Source organism: Kitasatospora sp. SC0581 (assembly GCF_048159585.1).
Lineage (GTDB): Bacteria > Actinomycetota > Actinomycetes > Streptomycetales > Streptomycetaceae > Kitasatospora.
Genome location: NZ_JBLRWA010000015.1, coordinates 1 through 21,563, shown reverse-complemented (window position 1 = coordinate 21,563; position 21,563 = coordinate 1). Strand labels below are relative to the sequence as shown.

Sequence of the window (21,563 nt, the reverse complement as noted above, 5' to 3'; positions counted from 1 at the left end):
CCTACCGTGACCCGCATGGACACGAACGCGGCTCCCGCCTGCCCCCGGCCCTCCGACACCCCGCGCTGGGCCACCGTCCTCGGGGTCGCGCTGGCGGTCCTCACCGCCCTGGTCGTCCTGGGAGCCATGGCGCTGGCCAAGTTCGAGGACTCCCTGACCCAGCACGGGTACGTCAAAGGCCCCGGAAGCGTCGTCGAGCCCCTGGGCGCCGGCGGGACCGCCCGCTACGACGACGGACTGAGGATCACCGTGGGCCCTCCCCGCCGGGAACCCGACGGCAGCTACAGCCTCACGATCACCTACGACAACGGCACGGGTGAGGAGTTGCGCCCCGGTGGGACGTCCCCCGACACCGGCGTCGGCACGACCGGTGGTGCCGCCGCCGTCGTGGTCCGGGCGGGGAAGGCCATCGACTCCGGCCCGCTGTCCACCCCTTCCGCCTACGGCTCCGCCCCCGTCCCTGCTGCGAGCATGACCTTCCTGGACCAGGCCGCGACCGTCACCGCCCTCACACCGCCCCTCGGCACGGAGCAGAAGCGCACCGTGCCGGTGCGGGTGAAGCCCGACAAGGCGGGAGGCCCGGTCACGGTGGAGGTCGCCCCGAAGTCGCCCGGGTTCCGAGACACCGCGTACTGGCAGTTCGACCTCGGCTGACTCCACGTACAGGTGCCGCCTCTGCCGCTCCGTGGTGAGCGGCCGACGGTCAGGGCCGGTGCGAGGAGCCGGGCGCGTGCGAGAGCCCGTCAGGCCCCTGCCGCGGCCCGGCGGCAGCTGCGCGCAGCCGGTCCAGGGCCGCCTGGCTCTCCGCGTCCGCCGCACGGTAGATCACCAGTAGCTGGTCCGGGTCCTGGAGCGGCCTGAGGGTCTCGAACTGCACGGTGAGCACGCCGGCCTCGGGGTGTCGCAGCGCCTTGTGGCCGCGGCCGTTGACCCGGACGTCCCGCTCCGCCCATAGGCGCGCGAACTCCTCGTCACCGGCGGTGAATTCGGCGATGAGGCCGCTCAGGGCCCGGTCCTCCGGGTAGGCGGCCCACGCGGCGCGCAGGTGGGCGATCCCCTCCCGCACCACGCGTTCGCGGTCGAGGTAGAACTCCCGCACCCGCGGATGCATGAGGCACAGCCACATCGCGTTGCGCTGCGGGGGCGGCAGGGCGTCGAAGTCCACCATCAGTCCCGCCATTTCGGCATTCCAGGCCAGGATGTCGTAGCGGTGGTTCAGGAGCATGGCGGGCAGCGGTGCGAGGTCGGCGACCAGCCGGGCGAGCGGCGGCGCGGCGGCGGTGGCGGGCCGGTCGGCGCCGGGGGGCCGCCGCAGGGCCAGGTCGAAGAGGTAGGCGCGCTCGTCGGGGGCCAGGCGCAGCGCCCGGGCCAGGGCCTGGAGCACGTCGGGGGAGGGACGCAGCCCGCGGGCCTGTTCCAGCCGGACGACGTAGTCGACGCTGACCCCGGCCAGTTCGGCGACCTCCTCACGGCGCAGCCCCGGGGTGCGGCGGTTCCGGAGGCGCGCCGGCAGGCCGACGTCCCGGGGATCCAGGCGTTCGCGCCGGCTGCGCAGGAACGCGGCCAGCTCCTGGGTCTGGGTCCTGTCCGGCGCGGAGGTCGTCATGACCGGCGCAACAGCCAGGGTAGGACAGATGTTCCCAGGAAGTCCCCTCCCTTATCCGCGCCCCGTCGCCGCCGCAGACTCGCTGTCGACGACGGATCACGAACACGGGAGGTCACCATGGCACTCACCCTCGACAGCTACCGGCTGCTGGGCCGTTCCGGACTGCGGGTCTCACCGCTCGCGCTGGGCACGGCCACGTTCGGCACCGAGTTCGGCTGGGGCGCGGAGAAGGCAGAGGCGCGCAGGCTGTTCGACGCCTACGTCGAGCGCGGCGGCAACTTCATCGACACCGCCAGCACGTACACCGACGGCAGTTCCGAACGCCAGCTGGGCGAGTTCACCCGGGGTGGCCGCGAAGGCCTGGTGCTGGCGACGAAGTACACCACGCTGCGCCGGCCGGGCGACCCGAACTCCACGGGGAGCCACCGCAAGAGCATGTTCGCCTCGGTGGAGTCCAGCCTCCGGCGGCTGAACACGGACTACCTCGACCTGCTGTACCTGCACGTGTGGGACTTCACGACGCCGGTCGAGGAGATCCTGCGCGCCATGGACGACCTGGTCCGGCAGGGCAAGGTCCTGTACGTGGCGGTCTCCAACGTCCCGGCCTGGGAGGTCTCGCGCATGCAGGCGGTCGCCGACCTGCGCGGCTGGTCCCCGCTGGTCGCCCTGCAGATCGAGTACAACCTCCTCAACCGGGCGGCGGAACGCGATCTCGTCCCGATGGCACGGGAGATGGGCCTGGGCGTGCTGCCGTACTCCCCGCTGGCGGGCGGCCTGCTCACCGGCACGTACGGCCGCGCCGACCTGACCGCGGCGGCCGCCGGCGCGGGGGAGGGCACCCGGAGGAGCTTCAACGCCGGGCTGGGCATGGTCACCGAACGCGCCCTCGCCGTCGCCGAGGTCGTGAAGGAGGTCGCCGCCGAACTGGGCCGCACACCCGCGCAGGTCGCGCTCGCCTGGACGCTGCACCGGCCGGGCGTGACGGCGCCCGTCGTCGGCGCCCGCACGCTCACGCAGCTGGAGGACAACCTGGGCGCCCTGGAGGTCGAACTCAGCGCCGCCCAGTCGGACCGCCTCGACGAGGCCGGCCGCATCGAACTCGGCTACCCGCACGACCTGCTGGCCGGCCCCCACATCCGCCAGGTCACCCGGGGCGACCTGAAGATCGCCCCCCGCCCCTGAGACCCGACGGCGCCCCGAGCGCGGTGTGACTGCTGCCGCCCCGCCGTCCTGGTCGTCACACCGGGGCGGCGGGGCGGCAGCTTCGCGGGCGGGGCATGCCCCGCAGTTGGTGTGCCGCCGGTGCCTGCCCCGCCCAGCACCGAGATCTCCTCAGGCGCAGCCGGACGCTTGAATCGCGGCTGGCGCCGGATATCCGACACAGGCCCTGGAGAGCGGTCTCACCGACTCCACGGCTGCAGGACGCTCCAGGCGCCGCCGGTTGCCTCGAAGACCAGTGCCGATCCCTCGAAGACCTCCTCGGAACTCGCCGGCCGCAGCGCGCCGAAACGCTCGGAGCAGAGATCCACCTGCAACCGTCCATCGAAGTGTGTGAACTGCGGTGGGTCGTAGAGCACCCAGCTGAACCCGATGCTCTCGTCGATGCGAAACCGCCGCACGTCCACGAGATCCAGGCACACGGGCTCCCAGCGCAGATCATCGCTGACAACCCTGGCATCGATCACAAGCCTGACGGCCCGTCCTCGTACCGCCCGGGCACCGTATTCCTGATCAAGGATGACGCGACGGAGACAGGAGTCACCGAACCCATAACGCGTCAGCAGGGACGTGATTCCGTCCTCGTCCAACGGATACGGCCCAAGCCTTCGCTCCGGAACTGGCGCGGTGAACTCCACTGTCCTCCTTCATCGGTGCCGCAAGCATAGGAGCGAGCCCCGGCCCCGACCTCATCGGGCCTGGCTCAGCAGTGCGAGAGCACGTCGGCGGTCGCACCACACGCTTGTTGGTCGCGCGAACCTAGCCATCGCCGGTCGGTAGGCAAACGGAGCAGTGCCCGTTCGCATCCTGCTGAGCCGTCCGGATCGGAGGATTCCCCAGTCGAGTCGGTCATGGCCGGACCTCAGTCCGTCGATACGGCGCGGTTCAGACCACCGCCCCGTTGTGGTCGCGCGCCCGCGCCGCGCCCGCCGCGTGAGGTGCCGGTGCCTCCTCGGCCTCCTGCGGCCGGTCCGGGAACCGTTCCTGGAGCAGGACGACCACCGGCATCGCGGTGAACACCGTCGACGCGGTGCCCAGCAGGACCCCGGCCAGCAGCGCCACCGAGAAGTCGGCGAGCGAGTCGCCGCCGAAGGCCGCCAGGGCCACCAGGACGAACAGCGCCCCCATGCCGGTGTTCACCGTCCGGGGGAGGGTCTGCGCCACGGCGCGGTCCGCGAGATCCGCCCAGCTCGCCTTCGTCCCGGTCCGGCGCAGCTCGCGCAGCCGGTCCAGGACCACCACCGTGTCGTTGACCGAGTACCCGACGATGGTGAGCAGCGCGGCGAGGAAGACGCTGTCCACCGGCTTGCCCAGCCAGGCGAAGAGGCCGAGGACGAGCAGCAGGTCCTGCGCCATCGCGATCACCGCTGCGGCCGCGAAGGCCCACCGGAAGCGGATCGTGAGGTAGAGCAGCTGGGCGGCGACCGCGAGCCCGAGCGCGGCCAGCGCGTAGCCGCGCAGCTCGCTGCCGAGGCTCGGCCCGATCAGCTCGTCGCGCTCCACGGACAGCTCGCCGGTGACGCCGGTGAGTGCCTCCCGGATGCGCTGCTGCTGGTCGTCGCCGGTCTCCTTGGTGCGGACGGACACCCCGGTGTCGCCGGTGGTCTGAACCACGGCCTGCGGGAACCCGGCGCCGACCACCGCCGCGCGGGCGGCGTCCGCGTCGACCCGCTGCGCGGCGGTGTACTGCGCCACCCGACCGCCGGTGAACTCGACGCCGAAGTCCAGGCCGCGCCCGCCGATCCCGGCCACGGCGAGCAGCAGCAGCCCGGCGCAGGCGCCCAGCCAGCGCCGCCGGTGGCGCATCAGCCGGGGCGGCCGCCGGGTCAGCCGGGTCCGGAGCCGGCCGACGGTGGCCATGCCGGTCAGGGCGGGCCGCCGGGCGACGGCGGGCCGGCGCACCGCCCACTCGGCGAGCAGCCGGGTGATCAGCATGGCCGAGAACATCGAGGCCAGTACGCCGATCGAGAGCGTCACCCCGAAGCCCTTGACCGGGCCGGTGGCGAACACGAAGAGCAGACCGGCGGCGAGCAGCGTCGTCACGTTGGAGTCGGCCACCGCGCTCCATGCCTTCGCGAACCCGACGCGCAGCGGGCGCCGAAGGTCCCGCTCCCTGCCGGGGCTGGCCGCCCGAGGAGCGGTGTACTCCTCCCTGGCCCGTTCGAAGACCAGCACGTTGGCGTCCACCGCCATGCCGATGGCGAGCACGAAGCCGGCCAGCCCGGGCAGGGTGAGCGTCGCGCCGAGCGCGACCACGGCGGCGTACGAGATCAGTCCGTAGAGGGCGAGGGCGACGGTGGCCAGCACACCGAGCAGGCGGTACACCGCGATGACGAAGGCCCCGGTGCAGAGCAGGCCGATGGCCGCTGCCAGGGCGCTGGCCCGAATCGCCTCGGCGCCGAGGGTGGGGCCGACGGTGCTCTGCTCGATCACCGTCACCGGTACGGGCAGGGCACCGCCCTTGACCAGGGCGGCGAGATCGCGGGCCTCGTCGGCCGAGAAACCGCCGGTGATCTGGGTCGAACCACCGGTGATCCCCTGCCCGCAGGGCACGCTGTCCTGGACGCCGGGGGCGGACAGGACGCGGTCGTCGAGCACGATGGCGACCCGGCGGGCGGGGTCGGCCGGCGCGGCGCACGCGGCTTCCCCGGTGAGCCGGGCCCAGGCGTCGCCGGCCGAGCCGCGGAAGGAGAGGTCGATGCTCCAGCCGAGGCCCGTCCGGGTGTCGAGGACGGCCGAGGCGTCCTTGACGCCGTCGCCGGTCAGTACCGGCGGCCCCAGCCGCAGGTGGCCGCCGGGGAGGCCGGGGTCGGCGAGGACCCGGGAGCCGTCCGCCGCCGGGGGGCCGGCCGGGCCGTCGGCGGTCGCGGTGACGGCGTGGAAGGTGAGCTGGGCGGTGCGGCCGATGACCCCGGCGGCCTCGCGGGGGTCCTGGACGCCGGGGAGTTCGACGACGATGCGCCGCTCCCCGGCGCGGGCGAGCGAGGGTTCGGCGACCCCGAGACCGTCGACCCGGCGGCGCAGCACCTCCAGCGCCCGGTCGGTGGCGTCCGCGTCGGCGCGGACAGTGGGCGAGTCCTGGGTCTCCAGGACGATCCGGGTGCCGCCGCGCAGGTCGAGCCCGAGGCGGGGCGGGGTGGTCAGGGCGACGTAGAACGAGACGCCGACGACGGCGAGCGCGACGAGCGCGCGCCAGAACGCGGCACGGCGAATAGGCATGGGTACTCCACGGGCGGTCCGCGGGAGCCGGGCGTCCGCAGGGGGACGCCGCACCCGGGACGGGCGGACGCGAGGGGACGGCGCGCCGCCGGGAACGCTCCGGGCACGGTGGCCGGAGCCCTCCCGTCCGGGCCGCGGGCAGGCCGCGGCACCCGGGTCGGCGGGCGCGGTGGAACGTCAGCTGGACCGGGTGGAAGGGGGACCGCGGGTGTGGCGGGGGTCGTAGCGATCGGACGGCGGCGCCCGCTCCTGGCGCGGCCCCGGGGCGTACATCCCGGGCCGGGGCCGGGGGGCGTCCGTCCGGGCGGACGGGAGCGCGACCGGCGGCAGCGCGGGCAGCCGGACACCGGCCTCGGCGGCGGCCGTCTGCCGCTGGGCGACGTCGTGGCGGGGGCGGTCCGCAGCGCGCCGGACCTCCGCGCCCGCCGGGCCGAGCCGTGCGACGGCGGGGGCCGCCGGGGCGGCGACGGCGGGCGGCGTGCCGGGGGCCGGCTGCGCCGCGCCCGTCGCCGTGCCGAGGAGGACCTGGCAGACGGCCCAGGCCGCGAGGAACGCCCAGGACAGCGCGGCCGCCGCGGTCCGACGTACGCGTCGCTCCATTCCGGCCCCCTCCCTGCTCGTGCCGCCACCAGGCCCCGCCCGCAAGAAGCTCTCACTGTAGGCGACGACACCGTCGCGCGGGGAGGCCAGGGCAGCGGAGCGGACCGGCTGAGGCCGGGTCACGGTCCGGCGGGGACCTGCGCGGTGGCGTGAGGGCGCCCTCCCGAAGGACGGCGCCCTTGATCCGGCGTCCCTGATCCGGCGTCCGCGGATCGGTGCCGCCGGCCGAGGAAGTAGCCGATCTCCAGCGTGCACCCGCCGTACGATCGCTCGCTCCGCTTGCGCGGGGTGGCCCGAACCGAGGACGTCGACCCCTGGGACTTCCACGCGTCCGCCTGGCCCATGGACAGACGAAGGCCGTCGGCACGCTCGACGGGATCGCCGTCCGCGCTCTCATCGCGCTCCGGTGGCATGGCGGTCGGGCTGGTCGGCCGCTTGGCGTCGCCTTCCCGCTCTGTCATCCTGCGGGAACGGTGGCCGGGGGAGGGCCGTCGGGTGGTCCGTGCTTCAGGGGGGTTTGATGGGATCGGTCGGTGTGGTGTGCGCGGTGGCCGCGCTCCTCGGGGCGGCGCTGCTGCGATGGCACCCGGCCCGGGGGAGGACTGACGGCCTGGCAGCCGCGGCGATCGCGGGGGTCCGTGGGGGATCGAAGGCCGCACTGGTGGTGGTCGTCGTCGAACTGCACCTCGCGGGGGTGCTCGACACCGACCGACGCGGCCGCCTGCGGCGGGTGGTGCACGCCCACTCAGGGCAGGACGCAACTCCACTGCACCGGGCAGCGCGGACGGCGTTCGGCCGGGACCTGTCCTGGGCCGACGCCGTGACCACCCCACCCGTGCGGCGGGCCCGCGAGGAGACCCGCACCGACCTGGTCCGCCGCGGCCTGCGCTGCGGTCCGGCCCGGCTGGCCGCATCCAGCGTGCTGGCCACTGCCACGTGCGCCATGGGCGCGCTCGCCACCGCGCGGGGTACCTGGTGGACGGGCCTGCCCATGGCCGTACTACCGCTCATGCTGCTCTGCGCTCCGGCCCGCACCCTCGCCGGACACAGGCTGCTTCGCGAGCTGCGCCGCCGGCACCCCCTGAACGGGGCGGCAGCGCCAGGTGGCACACCGTCGGGGCCCGATGGGGCAGGGCTGCTGACCGCGCTGTACGGACGCCGGGCGCTGCGCCTGCTGCTGCCGGACTTCGCCGCCCGGGCCGCGCTCCTCGGCGGGCGCGGGGCCCGGGAGACCGTCGCCCGCACCGGCAGCGACTACGGCCCGTACGAGGGGTCCGGCGACGCCGCGATCTACGGCGGCGACCTCTGATCTCGGGTGACCCCGAATGCCGCTGCCGGTACAGGCGCCCGTCGGCGGACTGCGGCTCAGCACCGCTGCCGGGCCCTCCCGCCGCGGTGCGCGCCAGCGCGGACCTGTGGCCCGCCGGTCCGCACACCGCACCGACCACGACGCCCCATCGGCCCCGCCAGTGCGGAGGCTTGCCTGCGGCCTTCTCCGCACCGCATGTGGCTCATGCGGCCCGATCCTGTCAACAGCCGGTGGTGGCAGGTGTGTTCAGCAGGGGACGGCCTGGGCGCCGATGAGGCCCTGCCCGGTGGCGGCGGCTCTTCGCCAGACCGGTACGAGGTCGTCGAGCAGGGCGGCGGCGTCCTCTTCCGAGACTTCGTCCAGGATGTCGTACAGGCGCTGCTCCACGGTGCTGCGCTGGTCGGGTGTCAGGTCGAGTGCGGCCTGGACGGCGGGGAGCGTGGCGCGGACCTCCTGCAGGGTGAGGACGAAGTGGCCGAACCAGCCGGGCAGGGCGAGGAACCGCTCGGCTCGGAGCGCGTGGGCGAGGCCGACGGCGGGGTAGCCCTTGCGGCAGGAGGACTTCAGGAACGGGCCGGCCGCCTCGTGGGTGCCCCAGATCCCGAAGAGCACGTCGAGGTGGTCGTCGAGGAGGTAGGGGGCGGCCAGGTCGTGAAGCTCCGTCACGTCCGGTCGTCCCGGGCTTTCGTGGCGCCACCGCTCCAGCCCCTCGCGGCCTGCCGCCGCCTGGGCGTCGATCAGGGGCGTGAACACCGGGGCCACGTCGGCGACCACGTCGACGGGCACCGGCATCACGACCCAGTACCCCCTGAAGCTCATACCGCGAGGATAGGCGGACCGTGTGACACCCGGGCCGTTGTTCCCGGGGCCGTTACCGGCGCCCGACGATGGCGTTGGCGGCGGTGTGGCGGGAGGACGGGTCGTCGGGGCCGCCCGGTGTCCTGGCGACGATGGAGTCGGGGGTGAAGTTCCACCCGGGCTTGCCCGTGTCGGCGAGGGGGGTGCTGGCGACGGCGAACCCGGAGCCGTCGGCGGGGGCGGCGACCTCGCTCAGGGTGGCGTTGCCGTCGCGGTGGGAGGCCCGCAGTCCGTTGTACGTGCCGTGGATGGTCTGGCCGCCGTCGCGCAGCGGGCTGAGTGAGGCGGTGGGGGTCTGGTACGGGTCGCCGGCCGGGCCGAGGTTCGTGAAGACGATGCTCGCGGTCGGTTTCGTCGGGTCCGCCTTCCCGGCTGCGACGGCCAGGTTGCGTGCGGCGGTGGCGTCCGCGGGAAGGGTCCCCACCGCCGGGTTGGGCGGGACGTAGGCGGCGATGTGGGTGGCGGTGTCGGGGTTGCCGTAGGCGAGGACGGCGCCCGGGACGTGGGACACCGAGCGGGGGTCGTCCACGCTGAGCAGGAGCTGGGGCGGTACGCCGGGGGTGTCGATCTGCTTCTGGAGGGCGTCGAGGCCGTCCAGGTTCGCCTGGGTGATGTTCTGCGAAGGGGGGCCGGTGAGTTCTCGCGCCATCTCCTCGCGGAGCTGGGGCAGCCAGGCCCGGTTGGCCTGGTCACGGACCTCGGCGGGCACGCCGTCCAGGGACCCGATCCAGCCGGGGCGGTCCTGGATGAGCTGCTGCCGGGTGGCCTCGGGCAGGGAGTCCCACCACGCCCGGTTGGATTCGGGGTTGCCGCCGCCGCTCCCTACGCCGCCGCCCGGCATCCGGTCGAGTTCGGCGACGGCCTTGGTGATCTCGGCGACCTTCTCCGGGTAGTAGTCCCCGTCCTGCTTGGCGATGTAGTCGAAGGCGGCCAGGGCACGGGCGAGGCGGTCGTCGTCGCCCCGGGCGGAGGTGCACAGGGCGTCGATGTCCGTCACGAGGCGGTCCCGGGCGGCCTCCACCTCCTTGCGCCACTCGGGGTCGTTGCGGGAGTGCTGGTCGGGCGGCAGGACGCGCACCACCGGTGTGGCGTTCACGTCGGCGGCGACGATCTCCAGGCAGTTGCCGGTCGCCCGTGTGATGAGCGTCTGCTGGCGTGCCTGCAGGAGGAGGACGCTGTCGATGCCGTCGGTCAGCATCCGGCGCAGGTCCTCGATGAACTGGTCGACGAGCAGCAGCTGGTTGGTGCGGTTCTGGAGCGCGGTGGTGGTCGCGTCCGACGCCTGGCCGTGCCAGGACGAGGAGGCGAGGGTGCGCTGCATCGTCTGCCAGGCGGTGACCTGCTGCTTGTACCTGCCCTCGAAGGTCGTCAGGACCTGGACGGCCGTCCTGAGCGTGCCGACATCGGCTTCCTTGATCATTCCCCAGTAGTGCGGCATCAGCCCTGCCCCCCTGTCCCGGTCTGCGCACCGGCGCCGTCGACCGTCGAGGCGGCGCCGTTGTCCGTGTTCTCGTAACTCCTGGCGATGATGGACAGGTTGCCGGCCGCCTCCGCCAGGGTTCTGGTGGTGATGCGGTCGATGTGCTCGCCCAGGTCGTGGAGGGCGGCCTGGGCCGCTCCTTCGAAAGACCAGTTCGGCAGGCCCAGGGCCGGCGGCGCGTGGCCGAACGCCTCCGCCCAGTCCTGCTGGATGCCCTTCGCCACCGCGTAGCCGCTCTTCGACGCGTCGCGCAGGTCCTGCGGATTCACTCGGAACCCTGCCATCGTCTCAGCCCCCTCAGACACACCAGTTGCGTGATCGAACCGCCGCCCAGCGTAAACGACGAGCCCGAACAAGCCCAATGCGTCAGGGTTTTGACGGATAGCCAGCAAAAGTGCTATCCACCGTTCCCGGGGCCCGACCGCAGAGCCGAGCCCCGGGCGGCGCCCGGCTCCCGACCGCTGCCCCCGTCCTTGGCCCCAAGGGCGCGGCCGCGGGTCGGAGCCCCGCCGTGGATCACGAGTGGCCCACCCGGACGGCCCGAGGTGGCGTTCCGGGCCCCCCTCGGGCGATCGCTCGGCCCGGTAGCCCGGTAGCCCGGTAGCCTGGTCGCGCGTTCGAGTGGTGTCGAGCCGCCGGTCGAGCGAGATCGGCGCTGCGCTCCTGCTCGTCGAGGGCGTCAGGTGCATGGGTGGGAGGGGCACTTCGGTGCCCGGTCCCTGTTCCCGGAGTACGGAGCGTTCATGTCACCGCTGTCCGTGGCCCGTCGCCTGGTCGTCGTTCTGCTGTCCCTGCTCGCCGTCGCCATCGCCGGCGGTACGGCAACAGCGTCCGCCGCCGCGGCGAGCGCGGGGGTCCGAACGGGAGTGGACTGGGATGCCGTCGCCAGGTGCGAGAGCGGAGGGCGCTGGCAGGCCGACACCGGCAACGGCTACTACGGGGGGCTGCAGTTCGACAGCGGGACCTGGCGCTCGAACGGCGGCCTCGCCTACGCGCCGCGCGCGGACCGGGCGACCCGCGAACAGCAGATCGCCGTGGCCGAACACCTCGCCGAGCGCCGCGGCCTGACCCCGTGGCCGGCCTGCGGAGCCCGTGCCGCACACAGCGGCGACCACCCGGCCGCTCACACCGGCAGCCACCGGCCGGCGCACACCCGGCCCCATGCCTCCGCCACCCCGCCATCCCACGCCGACGCCCCCGCTCCGGTCTGCACGGACGACGACGAGGACTGCCCGGACACCTGGACCGTGGAACCCGGCGACACCCTCGGCGGCATCGCCGAGGCCTTCGCCACGGACGGCGGCTGGCCCGCCCTCTACGAACTCAACCAGGACACCATCGGCGACGACCCCGACCTGCTCCTGCCCGGCCAGGTCCTTGCACTGCGCTGACGCCCGCCGGCGGAGCGGGCCCGTACGAGCGGCGGCTCGACCCGTAGCCCGGGCGCCTCATGGTCCACCTCGCCACCCGCGCCATGCCATCATCACCCCGCCTGTGAAGGAGCGTTCCAACGCGGCACTGGTGTGGAGTCGCCAACGACTCAGGACCGGGCGGAGATTCACGAGCCGGCCTCCCGTGACGTCGGGAGCCGGACGCCCGGCCGGACGGCTTCGAGCCCTTGGAGAGGCGTCCGCTCCTGGTTGGGCGGTCCGTCGCGGCGGGCACGGTCCGTCTCCTGGCCGTGCTGTCAGAGTCCGGTGCGATGCTCAACCACCATGGAGACCCAGCAGTTCTGGAACCTGATCGAGGAAGCCCGCTCGCGAGTGCCGGCCCCGGACAACGGCCACGCGGTCGCGATCCGGGCCGGCGCGCTACTCGCGCTCCGCCCCGCCGGGGAGATCGTCGCCGCCGAGCAGGTCCTGCGGAACCTGATGGCCGACTCGTACCGGGCTCCGCTGTGGGGCGCCGCCTACCTGATCAACGGCGGTTGCTCCGACGACGGTTTCGACTACTTCCGGGGTTGGCTGATCACACAGGGCCGCACGACCTTCGACAGCGTCATCACCGACCCGGACCGGCTCGCCGCGCTCCCGGCCGTACAGGCGTACGCCGCCGACGGGATCGACATCGAATGTGAAGAAGCCCTGAGCATCGCCTGGAGCGCCTACCGGGAAGCCACCGGTGAGGACCTCCCCGACGAGGCCCTCACCGTTCCGTACCCGCCGCTGGACCCGGCCTGGAACTTCGACTTCGGCGACGGTGACCAGCTGAGCCGACGGCTGCCACACCTGGCGGCGCTGTATCCGGAGTGACGAAGCAGACAGCGCGGCGCCGCTCGAGGTCCGAGCCGACGGGCCGCCTCCCGTGGGCTACTGGATGCTCCAGCGGTGCGGATGTCCAGGATCGTTCGGGCAGGTGAAGATGTTGAGCTCGCCGAATCGGCCGACGGTGATTCCGGTGCAGCCCGTGGGGGCCTTCCGGCCGGGTTCCGTTGCCGGAAGGCCCCCACGGGCGCTCGGGCGGGTGCCTACCAGACCTTGTGGAGCTCGAACAGGTCGGCCTTGAAGGAGCCCTGGGTGACGTGGGATCCGGAGTTGGAGCCGTCCACCGAGAGCCAGCGGTTGCTGTGCTTGGCCATGATCGCCTTCAGGTTGGTGCCCGGCACCGGCTGGATGAAGAAGATCTCGCTCTGCGAGTAGTTGCAGGGCTCGTCGATCAGCCAGTTGCCGTCGTCGGTCATGGCTCGGTCGATGCCGAGGCACCAGTGGCGCGCATGGTCCATCAGCTTGTAGTACTTGCCGTCGGTCCGGGTCGGATTGTTCTCTTCGCACAGTGTCCACTGCCGGTCGGCGGCGTCCTGCCACGGCTCCTGGATGATCGAGCCGTTGTCCCACGACGCCTGGGACCAGCCGAGCACCATCCGGTCGCTCGCATAGGTGTACGGGGTGAAGATGCGGTACCCGCCGCTCTCGCAGGTGAAGCCGTCCAGCGGATTCGCCGCGTGCGCGGCCGGCGCCGCTACGGTCAGCAGCGAGCCGACGAAGGCGACGCTGCCGAGCACGGCTCCGAGTCGGTGGGTGGAGCGCTTGCCGGACTTCGCCATGGTCTTCCCTCCTGGGTGGGACGCGGTCACGGGTCAGTGCTTGCAGAGTTCGAGGCGGGCCGCCTCGCGGACGGTCCCCGCCGGCTCGGGGTACGAGCAGAGCACCACGCCCTCGCTCGCCGCCCCGTACGTCGTGTAGTAGCCGGTGCCGTTCGGGTTGGCTTTGATCCAGTACCCGGTGCCCTGGCCCGAGCGGGCGCACAGGTAGCGGGTCCACTCGCCGTCGACGCGCAGGAACCCGCGGAAGATCCCGTAGTTGCCCGGCGCGTTGATGTTCACCGTCCGGGAGGTGTCCGTGGTCCGGGTGTTGGCCCGGCTGGTCTCGACCTGGAACCCGGTCTTGAAGCTGACCTGCGCCAGGGCGGAGCTGTAGCTGAGGTTGAAATCGGCACTGTTGTTGATCTTGGTGGTGATCATCGTCACCTGGGAGAGCCGTTGCTGCTGCTGCCCCGTCGTCCCGGGGACGACGTTGAAGGACGTGAACTCGGTGACCACCGGGGTGACGGTGGCCGTCACGATGTCGTCCCAGACCGGCTCGATCTCGGGGTTGCAGGTGGCGCGCGGCGGTGCGTCGGCCTGCGCGGGGGCGGCGGTGAGGCCCAACCCGGCGACGGCGAAGAGGGCGGCCAACCCCGAGGTGAAGACGGTCCGTCGGCGCCTGGGTGATGCTGTCATGAGGGGATCCCTCCGGTAGGGGGAATGGTTCCGGTCCGACCTCCCGGAAGCCTCGCGCGCGGCCTGACGCCCTGTCCATCCGAGATATCTAGGGGGGTCCTGCGCACACGATGGTTTTCGGCCGGGCGGGACCCGGCGGGCCTGCGGGACGGCATCGGGGATCGGCAGGGGCGGCAGCGGGTCCCAGACAGCGGCTGTCGTGGGCGGCTCCCGGCCGTCGCCGCTCGCCGGTTCGTGGGGTAGGAATGGGAGCTGTACGAACCGGGGGAGGGGTGCGGATGAGAGCGGCGCGAATCGCCGTGGTGGTGGCGGGCGCGGTGGCGCTGGTCGCGGGGTGCGCTTCGGGAGGTTCAGGAGGTTCCGGGGGATCCGGGGAGTCCGGGGGGATGTCGGCGCAGGCGCACGGCTACCTGTCGGAGGCGCTGGACCTGTTGCAGCGGGAGTCGTTGAACACCGCGACGGTGGACTGGCCGAAGCTGCGGGGCGAGGCGTTCGCGCGGGCGGCCGGGGCGCGGACGACGGCCGACACCCATCGGGCGGTCGGCGGTGCGGTGGCGGCGCTCGGGGACGGTCACAGCCGGTTCTACCCGCCCGGCGAGGCGGCGGCCGTGGACGCCGACCCCGTGACGGTCGACGCCCCGACGGTCGAACAACTTCCGGGCGGCATCGCCAGGTTGAACCTTCCGGCGGTGAACGGCTCGGAGCGCACCTACGCCGAGTACGTCGCCCGCGGCCGCTCCGCCGTCGCCGGGGCGAGCGCCTGCGGCTGGGTGGTGGACCTCCGCCGGGAGAGCGGCGGCGGGATGTGGGCGCCGCTGGCCGTGGCGGCTCCGCTGCTCGGGGACGGTCCGGTGGGGGCCTTCGTCACGGCGGACGGCACCCGCAGCGTCTGGTCGGTGCGCGGGGGCGTGCCGTTCCTGGACGGGGCCCCGCAGGCGGAGCCCCCCGGGGACGGCGCGGACGCGTGGCCGGGCGCGCCCGTCGCCGTCCTCACCGGCCCGGGGACGGGCAGCGCGGGCGAGGCCGTCACCATCGCGTTCATCGGCCGCCCGGACACCCGCAGCTTCGGCGCGCGCACCTACGGGGTGCCCACCGGCAACGCCGCGCACCGGTTGTCGGACGGTGCGGTCGTCCTGCTCACGGGCGCCGCCGAGGCGGACCGCACGGGCCGGATCCACGCGGGGCCGATCGAGCCGGACGAGGCCGTGGACACCCGTAAGGAGGGGGATCCGTCACTCTCCGCCGCGACCGGCTGGCTCGGGCGGCAGGCGTCCTGCCGGAGCACCCCGTAGTACCCCGTTGTCCCGTGGCAGCCGGAGCGATCGTCCGTGTCCGTCATGGCGCGGCCGGGGCCGTACGGGACGCGCGGTGCCGTGCGCCGGTGACGACGAGGGAGACGTTCTGCCCGCCGAAGCCGAAGGAGTTGCTGAGCACGGCCTGCTGGGGGACGTCCCGTCGCTCCGCGACGACGTCGAGACCGATGTCGGGGCCGATGCCGGCCGCGGTGAGGTTGCGGGTCGGCGGGATGACGCCGTGCTCCACGCTGAGGACGGCGATGAGCGCCTCGATCGCCCCGGCGGCGCCGAAGAGGTGGCCGAGCGCGGCCTTGGGGGCCGTCACGGTGGCGCGGCCGAAGACCTCCCTGATCGCGCGCGCCTCGGCGGCGTCGCCGACCGGCGTTCCGGTGGCGTGGGCGTTGATGTGACCGATCTGCCCGGGAGTCAGACCGGCTTGGGCGAGGGCCTTGCGCATGGCGGAGACCTGACCGGCACCGTCGGGGGCGGGCGCTGTGATGTGGTGGGCGTCGGCGGCGATGCCGGCGCCCGCGAGCACCGCGTGGACGCGCGCGCCCCGGGCGGCGGCGTGCTCGGCGCTTTCGAGCACCAGGACGGCGGCGCCTTCGCTGAGGACGAATCCGCTGCGGTCCGCCGCGAACGGCCGGGACGCCGAGGCGGGATCGGCGGTGTGCCCCGACAGTGCCTGGGCCCGGGCGAACCCGGCGACGGTGATCGGGGTGGTCGCGGCCTCGGTCCCGCCCGCGATGACCACGTCCGCCTCGCCGGCCCGGATGAGACGGGCCGCCAGGGCGATCGCCTCGGCCCCGGAGGAGCACGCCGAGACGGGCGTGAAGACCCCGGCCCGCGCGCCGTACTCGATGCTGATCAGCGCCGCCGCCGCATTGGGCATGAGCATCGGCACCGTGCGAGGTGAGACGCGCCGGGCTCCGGCCGTCTCCAGGACGTCGTCCTCCTTCAGCAGCGTCCCCACGCCGCCGATGCCCGTGCCGATCGCGGAGGCGAGCCGGTCCGGGTCCACCTCCGGGGCTCCGGAGTCGGCCCAGGCTTGGGCCGCCGCGGCGAGGGCCGCCTGCTGCGAGCGGTCGAGCCGCCTCGCCTGTACCGGCGGCAGCAACGTGGCGGGGTCGACCGCCATCGTCCCCGCGACGGTGTCGGGGAGGCCGAGTCCCTCGTGCCCGCGCAGGACGTCCCCGCGGAGGCCCGACGCGCCGGCGAGCAGGGCTTCCCAGGTGGACGCCACGTCGGCCCCGAGCGGGGTGATCGCGCCGAGTCCGGTCACGACGACTTCGGTCCGGTTCATGCTCCTCAGCCTTTCTTGTATGCGATACAAGTGAATGTGGGGCAAGTTGTATCACATACAATTTCGGGATGGAGAACGAGCGAGTGGAGAAGGGGCGCGTGGAGGAGACGGAGCGCGTGGAGAAGAAGCGAACCGGAGCCCGACCGGCCCCGGGCCGCTCGCGGGACCGCGGTCGCGCGACGAGGACCCGGCTGATCGAGGCGACCGCGGAGCTCTGCAAGGAGCGGCCCGGCGCTGAGCTGAGCGTCGCGGAGATCGCGAACGCGGCGGGTGTCTTCCCCAACCAGGTCACCTACCACTTTGGTTCCAAGGACTCACTGCTCGTGCACGCCGCCTTCCTCGGCCTGCTGCACGACGCCCGACGGATCGAGCGCATCGGCCGCCAGGCCCCCGACGCGGCGACGTTCCGGCGCAACATCGCCCGCGCCGTCCTGGCCATGCCCTCGCTCCCGTCCGTCACGCGGGCACTCGCCGCCGGGATCTCCAAGCCCGAACTCGCCCCCGTGGTCGACCGCCACCTCCAGCTGCTGTTCCGGCAGTCCGAATGCTTCGTCGGCCAGCTCGTCGACAGCCGCGGCTGGGCGGCCCGCCGGCCGCTCGCCGTGGAGGCCAGGACGTTCTGGAGCACCGCGCTCGGCGCCGTGCTGCTCGTCCGCGCCGGGGCGCACGGCACCGTCGCCGACCTCGACCTCGCCGGATCGCTGACCATCCACGATGAACCCGGTCCCGGCTGAGCGGGCGTGTCGTCCGGGACGGCTACGCTTCCGGACCACCTGGAGACAAGCGGCCCGCGAGGCGTTCCCCGACGCCGGTTTCGCGGAGCCCGCCGACGCGTCGGTCCTGGCGGAGGCCGAGCGCAAGCTGGGGGAGGAACTGCCCTCCGAGCTCAGGCAGTTGCTGCTGGAGAGCAACGGAATCGTCGGGCGGACCAGCGTGGACACCGTCTGGAGCGTCGAGCAGATCGCCGAGCAGAACCTCCACTTCCGTACGGACGGTTCCTTCGCTGGGCTGTACATGCCGTTCGACGCACTCCTGTTCTTCGGGGACAACGGTGGCGGCGACCAGTTCGCCTTCGTGCGGACGCCGCGGAGTCCGGACGTCTTCGTCTGGGAGCACGAGACCGACAGCCGCCGCTGGGTGGCCGGCGGTCTCCGGGACTACCTCGGACGCTCACTCGCCGACGGCGGAGACGACTGGTACCGGCAGCCCTCCGGCTCACCGGGACATCGGCGTCCCGGCGCCTCTTCCCCAACGCCACCGCCCCGGCCTCCCGAGTGGTGGGAGGCCGGGGCGGTAGTGCGGTGCGGGTGCGCGGGTGCGCGGTGTCAGCGCGCGTCGCGCAGGAAGACGGAGCGCTGGACGGACTGGTGGCCGTTCGACTCCGCGCTCACCCGGATGTCCACGTCGGCGCCGTACTTCGGGGCCTCCTTGAACGTGGCCCGGAAGGTGTACTCGACCGTGTTGCCGTCGCGGACGCCCGGCACGTTCGGGTCGACCGTGACCAGGCCGCACTCGTCCTTCAGCTCGACCGGCTTCCACACGTCGCCGACCCGGGCCTCCACCGTGACGTCGTTCGGGGTCGGCCCCTCGGAGCTCCAGACGGTCACCCGGGGGCGCAGGCCCGCGGTGCCGTCCGGCGAGGAGACCCGGAAGCTGAACGGGATCGGGTCCGTGGTGATCACGCCCTTGGCCGGCGGCATCACCGAGAGCATCTCCGGGCTGTGGCTGTCGACGACCGTGGCGTTCAGCTCGGCCTTCGCCATGTCCAGGTAGTTCTTGGAGTGCGGCACGGGGGCGTCCGCCTCGATCGTGATCTGCCCCGGGCGGTTGGCCAGGGACAACCGCATCCGGAACTCGATGGTCCGGCTCTCGCCGGCGGCCAGGGTGAAGGCCGCGTCGTCGGCGGTACCCGCGTAGTCCATCCCGCCGCCCTGGCTGAGGTGGTCCAGCGTCTTCCAGCCGGAGGCGTCCTTGCGCTCCAGGGTGCCGTCCGCCATCGCGAGCACCATGGTGCAGGGCGCGCCCTCGTACTGCTGGGTGGCCACCACCGGGGCCACGCTGCGGGTGCCGGTGGCGTCGTTGTTCTTCCAGGTGACGGTGAAGGGGACCAGGTCGTTCAGCCCGATCTTCCCGCCCTCGCTCAGGCCGCCGAAGGTGATGCCGATACCGCTTCCGCCGGACGGGGCGGGGGCCTTCGGCGCGGCGGGCTTGGCCGCGGCCTTCGCGGCGGCCTTGACGTCGGTCTTGGCCGTTGCGGCCCCGGCGGCGGGGGCCTGCCCGGCCGGGGTGGCGGCGGTCGGGGCCGCCTCGGCGGTCGGCGCGGCCGGGGCGGGGACGGCCGGGACGGCGCCCGCACCGGGGGTGGCCGAGGAGGTGACGGCCGGGGCGGAGGTGGGAGCGGAAGCCGCGACGGAGGCCCCGCCCTCGGTCGGGCCGCAGGCGGTGACGCCGACGGCGGCGACAACGGCCAGCGGGACGATCTTCGCAATACGGGCGATAACGGACGCGTTCATGTGACAGTCCCCCCAAGGACATGGTGATGGTGGTGATCGAATGAGCGGGCGCCTACTGTCACGCCCCGAGGAGTCGGCCCGAGCCCCCCGGCTCCGCCGGCTCGCTCTCCCCGCCTCTCACCCTGATAGACGTCCATCCCGCCGGGGGGTTGCAGCCGGGTTCGAAGAAATTTTTCGCGGCCCCGCACCCGCCCCGCCCCTGGACCGAGGGCGGCGTCCAACTCGCTGGCCCGCGACGCGTTCGCGCAGGTCCTGGACGCGGTGCGACCGGAGCCGGCGCTGATCCGGCTGCCGCCACCGCCATCCAACTGCCTGCGCGAGTTCGCCCTGACCAACCCTGCCGGGGGCCATCCGCCCAAGCACGGCGGTGAGTTCACCTTCGGCGCCCCCGGCACCCGGGGCGACGGGCAGGCTGTCACCGCCACCGCGCCCCACCGCCGTATGGAGGTCCTATGTCAGCCGGAGCACCGGAGCCTCCTCCGGTCTCTGAGCCTCATCGATGGCCGGGTCAGTTTCGACGCCAACGGTTCCGGAACGCGCGCGCCCGGCGCCTCCCTGCGGGACGCCGGGCGAGCACCTGGGCCCCGAGGCTCAGTAGACCCGGTCACACCGCTGGGAGCCGTAGCCGAAGCTCCCGTCCGGATGCTTGTACATCATCTGGACGCACACGAGGCCCGCGCCACGGCCGCCGAAGGTACTCGTGTTCTCGAAGTCGTACCACCGCTTGGTCTCGGTGTCGGCGTGGAGCCCCGGGCCGCTGAAAGCGAAGAAGCCCTCGAAGGTGGAGGCGCCGGCGGCCGAACTGCGCTTGTAGGCATGCGTTGCGTACCCGTCAGGGCCGCCGGTGACGAACAGACACACCAGTTCGGTGCACTGCATGGACTCCGCCTGGGCCGGAGCGGACAGCAGCCCGACCGAGGACACCGCCACCAGTCCCGCCGCGGCCAGGCCGCTCTTCAACCTGGTTGACCACTGACGGAGGGCTGTTCGGGATGATCCAGTGCGCATCGCTCGTCGTCCTCTCCTGGACCCGGCACCGCAGTACCGGGAGGAAAGCCCTGCCTCGACGCGAAACAGGGCTCGGATCCTAGAAGTTGATGAATCGCCACCGCTGATCGGCAGGAGGGTTGGTGCTGTAGTCGCAGGTGGCCTGCAGGATCGGGACGTTCAGGTTCGTGTTCTGGGGGACCAGACACGTGCCTGTCGCCCTGTTCACGAGACGCTTCCACTGCGGGTCGGCCGCATTGATGGTGTCGATGTACCAGTCGGCATCCGCTCCGGCGGCCCCGCAGTCTATCTGGCGTGCCTCTTGTTGGGATCGTGCGAGCAGGCAGAGCCGACTGTTCACGTTGGCGAGGAAGTAATAGCTCTCGCCGAGGTACTGGTGCTTCTCCCACTTCTGGTCCGCATACCCGGCACACTCCACCTGTGCGAGGCCGGTCTCGCTTCCATGGCCGGGCCCGAGAATGCACCGCTCACTGTTGTAGTTCTGGATGTTGTACGGGGTCCAGGACGACACAGCCGCCGGAGCGGCAGCGGTCGTGCCGGGAACGCCGAGGACCGCCAGTGCCCCTGAACCGAATACTGCCAGTACCGCCGTGAGCCTCTTCATGACGTACCCCTTTCGGAAGGAAATCCGCCCGCCCGGCACGCCCGCGGAACCCGCCGGTGCCCTTCCGGCACCGCGGAACCGTCCTTCGTAGCCGCCTCATCGAGCACGGGACTTGCCGGGCCATGGGCAGTCTCTCCGGAAACTCAAGGGAATCCCAAGGCGCAATCAGGCCAACGTGCCAAGTCCTTTGCTTACGTTTCGGAATGACACCTAATCCCCGTGGGATGCAAAGTGGACCGAACCAGCGGGAGTAAGAGGCGGTGCAGGCGGCAGCCGTATGCGTGGCGCGCGATCAGCGCCCTGAGTAGACCCCGTTGGACCCCGGCACACGTGGTGGCGCCGCACGCCGCCGATCATCCGGTGAGGGCGCACTGCGTCAGTTCGCCCTGGCGAACTCCAGTCACCCGAACCACACGGTCCAGAGCCGTGTGCTGCCCGCCTGTCTACGGTGGCGCGACGCCAACGCCCGCCACCACGACGTCCCGGCCGCCCAAACACAAGGGGCGAGCCCGCATCCGCGGCGAGAAGGGCCTGCGCCGGGGCGGCAGGCCCGTCCTCGCCGCGTGATCAAGCAACCCGGGCGAACGATCGCGGTCGCAGTGCTAGGGCCTGTGTGAGGTTGCGATCAGTCTTCGGGTTCTGCCCTCACCTGAGGGCAGAACCCGGTAGAACGGTTGGTCGTGACGCGTAGGCAACTGACGGACGAGCAGTGGAAGTTGATCGAGCCCTATCTGCCGATCGGGAGGTTCGGACCATACCCCGAGCGGCTTCGGGAGCAGTTCGAGGGCGTGATCTGGCGGTTCCGCTGCAGCGCCCAGTGGCGGGAGATGCC

General features: G+C 72.8%; 21 protein-coding genes and 2 pseudogenes. 10 read left to right on the top strand and 13 right to left on the bottom strand.

Going from position 1 to position 21,563, the window contains the following annotated elements; all coding sequences use genetic code 11:
* Positions 1–15: 15 nt before the first annotated feature.
* Positions 16–654: a hypothetical protein gene (locus tag ACLWS4_RS22445; protein WP_416875032.1), complete on the top strand. Its 639-nt coding sequence runs from the start codon at positions 16–18 to the stop codon at positions 652–654.
* 49 nt (positions 655–703) lie between these two features.
* Here the strand turns inward: ACLWS4_RS22445 and ACLWS4_RS22440 are convergent, their stop codons facing one another.
* Positions 704–1,606, bottom strand: a complete 903-nt coding sequence (locus ACLWS4_RS22440; RefSeq protein WP_416875031.1) for a helix-turn-helix domain-containing protein — start codon at positions 1,604–1,606, stop codon at positions 704–706.
* 117 nt (positions 1,607–1,723) lie between these two features.
* Between ACLWS4_RS22440 and ACLWS4_RS22435 the strand changes: the two genes are divergently transcribed.
* On the top strand, positions 1,724–2,788 hold the full coding sequence (locus tag ACLWS4_RS22435) for an aldo/keto reductase (RefSeq protein WP_416875030.1): 1,065 nt from the start codon (positions 1,724–1,726) through the stop codon (positions 2,786–2,788).
* Positions 2,789–3,006: 218 nt separating this feature from the next.
* On the opposite strand, the gene ACLWS4_RS22430 is transcribed toward ACLWS4_RS22435, so the two are convergent.
* The 3 genes from ACLWS4_RS22430 to ACLWS4_RS22420 all read right to left on the bottom strand — a co-directional run bounded on the left by ACLWS4_RS22430 (position 3,007) and on the right by ACLWS4_RS22420 (position 6,643).
* On the bottom strand, positions 3,007–3,462 hold the full coding sequence (locus ACLWS4_RS22430; RefSeq protein ID WP_416875029.1) for a hypothetical protein: 456 nt from the start codon (positions 3,460–3,462) through the stop codon (positions 3,007–3,009).
* A 247-nt stretch (positions 3,463–3,709) separates the two neighbouring features.
* On the bottom strand, positions 3,710–6,043 hold the full coding sequence (secD, locus tag ACLWS4_RS22425) for a protein translocase subunit SecD (RefSeq protein ID WP_416875028.1): 2,334 nt from the start codon (positions 6,041–6,043) through the stop codon (positions 3,710–3,712).
* A 177-nt stretch (positions 6,044–6,220) separates the two neighbouring features.
* Positions 6,221–6,643 (bottom strand): hypothetical protein, encoded by a 423-nt coding sequence (locus ACLWS4_RS22420; RefSeq protein WP_416875027.1) that lies wholly within the window; start codon positions 6,641–6,643, stop codon positions 6,221–6,223.
* A 520-nt stretch (positions 6,644–7,163) separates the two neighbouring features.
* Between ACLWS4_RS22420 and ACLWS4_RS22415 the strand changes: the two genes are divergently transcribed.
* Positions 7,164–7,952: a TIGR04222 domain-containing membrane protein gene (locus ACLWS4_RS22415; RefSeq protein WP_416875026.1), complete on the top strand. Its 789-nt coding sequence runs from the start codon at positions 7,164–7,166 to the stop codon at positions 7,950–7,952.
* A 246-nt stretch (positions 7,953–8,198) separates the two neighbouring features.
* Here the strand turns inward: ACLWS4_RS22415 and ACLWS4_RS22410 are convergent, their stop codons facing one another.
* The 3 genes from ACLWS4_RS22410 to ACLWS4_RS22400 are packed head-to-tail and all read right to left on the bottom strand — an operon-like array spanning position 8,199 to position 10,574.
* Positions 8,199–8,771 carry a hypothetical protein gene (locus tag ACLWS4_RS22410; RefSeq protein WP_416875025.1) on the bottom strand — a complete coding sequence of 191 codons (573 nt, stop codon included), beginning with the start codon at positions 8,769–8,771 and terminating at the stop codon, positions 8,199–8,201.
* A gap of 52 nt (positions 8,772–8,823) precedes the next feature.
* Complete coding sequence (locus ACLWS4_RS22405) at positions 8,824–10,230, bottom strand: hypothetical protein (RefSeq protein ID WP_416875024.1); 1,407 nt, start codon at positions 10,228–10,230, stop codon at positions 8,824–8,826.
* 17 nt (positions 10,231–10,247) lie between these two features.
* On the bottom strand, positions 10,248–10,574 hold the full coding sequence (locus tag ACLWS4_RS22400; RefSeq protein ID WP_159028505.1) for a hypothetical protein: 327 nt from the start codon (positions 10,572–10,574) through the stop codon (positions 10,248–10,250).
* 459 nt (positions 10,575–11,033) lie between these two features.
* Between ACLWS4_RS22400 and ACLWS4_RS22395 the strand changes: the two genes are divergently transcribed.
* Together ACLWS4_RS22395 and ACLWS4_RS22390 are read left to right on the top strand one after the other, a co-directional pair.
* Positions 11,034–11,681, top strand: coding sequence for a transglycosylase family protein (locus ACLWS4_RS22395; protein ID WP_387971264.1), 648 nt, complete (start codon positions 11,034–11,036; stop codon positions 11,679–11,681).
* A 324-nt stretch (positions 11,682–12,005) separates the two neighbouring features.
* Complete coding sequence (locus ACLWS4_RS22390; protein WP_416875023.1) at positions 12,006–12,542, top strand: DUF4240 domain-containing protein; 537 nt, start codon at positions 12,006–12,008, stop codon at positions 12,540–12,542.
* Between the two features lie 215 nt (positions 12,543–12,757).
* Here the strand turns inward: ACLWS4_RS22390 and ACLWS4_RS22385 are convergent, their stop codons facing one another.
* Both ACLWS4_RS22385 and ACLWS4_RS22380 read right to left on the bottom strand, forming a co-directional pair.
* Positions 12,758–13,333 carry an RICIN domain-containing protein gene (locus ACLWS4_RS22385; RefSeq protein ID WP_049653595.1) on the bottom strand — a complete coding sequence of 192 codons (576 nt, stop codon included), beginning with the start codon at positions 13,331–13,333 and terminating at the stop codon, positions 12,758–12,760.
* A gap of 33 nt (positions 13,334–13,366) precedes the next feature.
* Positions 13,367–14,008 (bottom strand): hypothetical protein, encoded by a 642-nt coding sequence (locus tag ACLWS4_RS22380; protein WP_143204585.1) that lies wholly within the window; start codon positions 14,006–14,008, stop codon positions 13,367–13,369.
* A gap of 386 nt (positions 14,009–14,394) precedes the next feature.
* Here ACLWS4_RS22380 and ACLWS4_RS22375 point away from each other — a divergent pair, with 386 nt between their 5' ends.
* Complete coding sequence (locus tag ACLWS4_RS22375; RefSeq protein ID WP_416875022.1) at positions 14,395–15,300, top strand: S41 family peptidase; 906 nt, start codon at positions 14,395–14,397, stop codon at positions 15,298–15,300.
* A 43-nt stretch (positions 15,301–15,343) separates the two neighbouring features.
* On the opposite strand, the gene ACLWS4_RS22370 is transcribed toward ACLWS4_RS22375, so the two are convergent.
* Positions 15,344–16,606, bottom strand: coding sequence for a beta-ketoacyl-[acyl-carrier-protein] synthase family protein (locus ACLWS4_RS22370; RefSeq protein WP_416875021.1), 1,263 nt, complete (start codon positions 16,604–16,606; stop codon positions 15,344–15,346).
* A 68-nt stretch (positions 16,607–16,674) separates the two neighbouring features.
* Here ACLWS4_RS22370 and ACLWS4_RS22365 point away from each other — a divergent pair, with 68 nt between their 5' ends.
* A complete protein-coding gene (locus tag ACLWS4_RS22365) occupies positions 16,675–17,340 on the top strand; it encodes a TetR/AcrR family transcriptional regulator C-terminal domain-containing protein (protein ID WP_416875020.1) in 666 nt (221 codons plus the stop codon).
* Positions 17,321–17,761 (top strand): annotated as a pseudogene (locus ACLWS4_RS22360) (SMI1/KNR4 family protein); the annotation flags it as partial. The gene ACLWS4_RS22365 and the pseudogene ACLWS4_RS22360, both read left to right, overlap by 20 nt.
* 170 nt (positions 17,762–17,931) lie before the next feature.
* Here the strand turns inward: ACLWS4_RS22360 and ACLWS4_RS22355 are convergent.
* The 3 genes from ACLWS4_RS22355 to ACLWS4_RS22345 all read right to left on the bottom strand — a co-directional run bounded on the left by ACLWS4_RS22355 (position 17,932) and on the right by ACLWS4_RS22345 (position 20,731).
* Positions 17,932–19,119, bottom strand: coding sequence for a hypothetical protein (locus tag ACLWS4_RS22355; RefSeq protein ID WP_380777074.1), 1,188 nt, complete (start codon positions 19,117–19,119; stop codon positions 17,932–17,934).
* 591 nt (positions 19,120–19,710) lie between these two features.
* Positions 19,711–20,079 (bottom strand): hypothetical protein, encoded by a 369-nt coding sequence (locus tag ACLWS4_RS22350; RefSeq protein WP_074003555.1) that lies wholly within the window; start codon positions 20,077–20,079, stop codon positions 19,711–19,713.
* 127 nt (positions 20,080–20,206) lie between these two features.
* Complete coding sequence (locus tag ACLWS4_RS22345; protein ID WP_416875019.1) at positions 20,207–20,731, bottom strand: RICIN domain-containing protein; 525 nt, start codon at positions 20,729–20,731, stop codon at positions 20,207–20,209.
* Positions 20,732–21,096: 365 nt separating this feature from the next.
* On the opposite strand from ACLWS4_RS22345, the pseudogene ACLWS4_RS22340 reads away from it, so the two are divergent.
* Together ACLWS4_RS22340 and ACLWS4_RS22335 are read left to right on the top strand one after the other, a co-directional pair.
* Positions 21,097–21,298: pseudogene (locus ACLWS4_RS22340) on the top strand (IS630 family transposase); the annotation flags it as partial.
* Positions 21,299–21,411: 113 nt separating this feature from the next.
* Positions 21,412–21,563 (top strand): transposase (locus tag ACLWS4_RS22335; protein WP_416875102.1); only part of this gene is annotated, 152 nt, incomplete at its 3' end.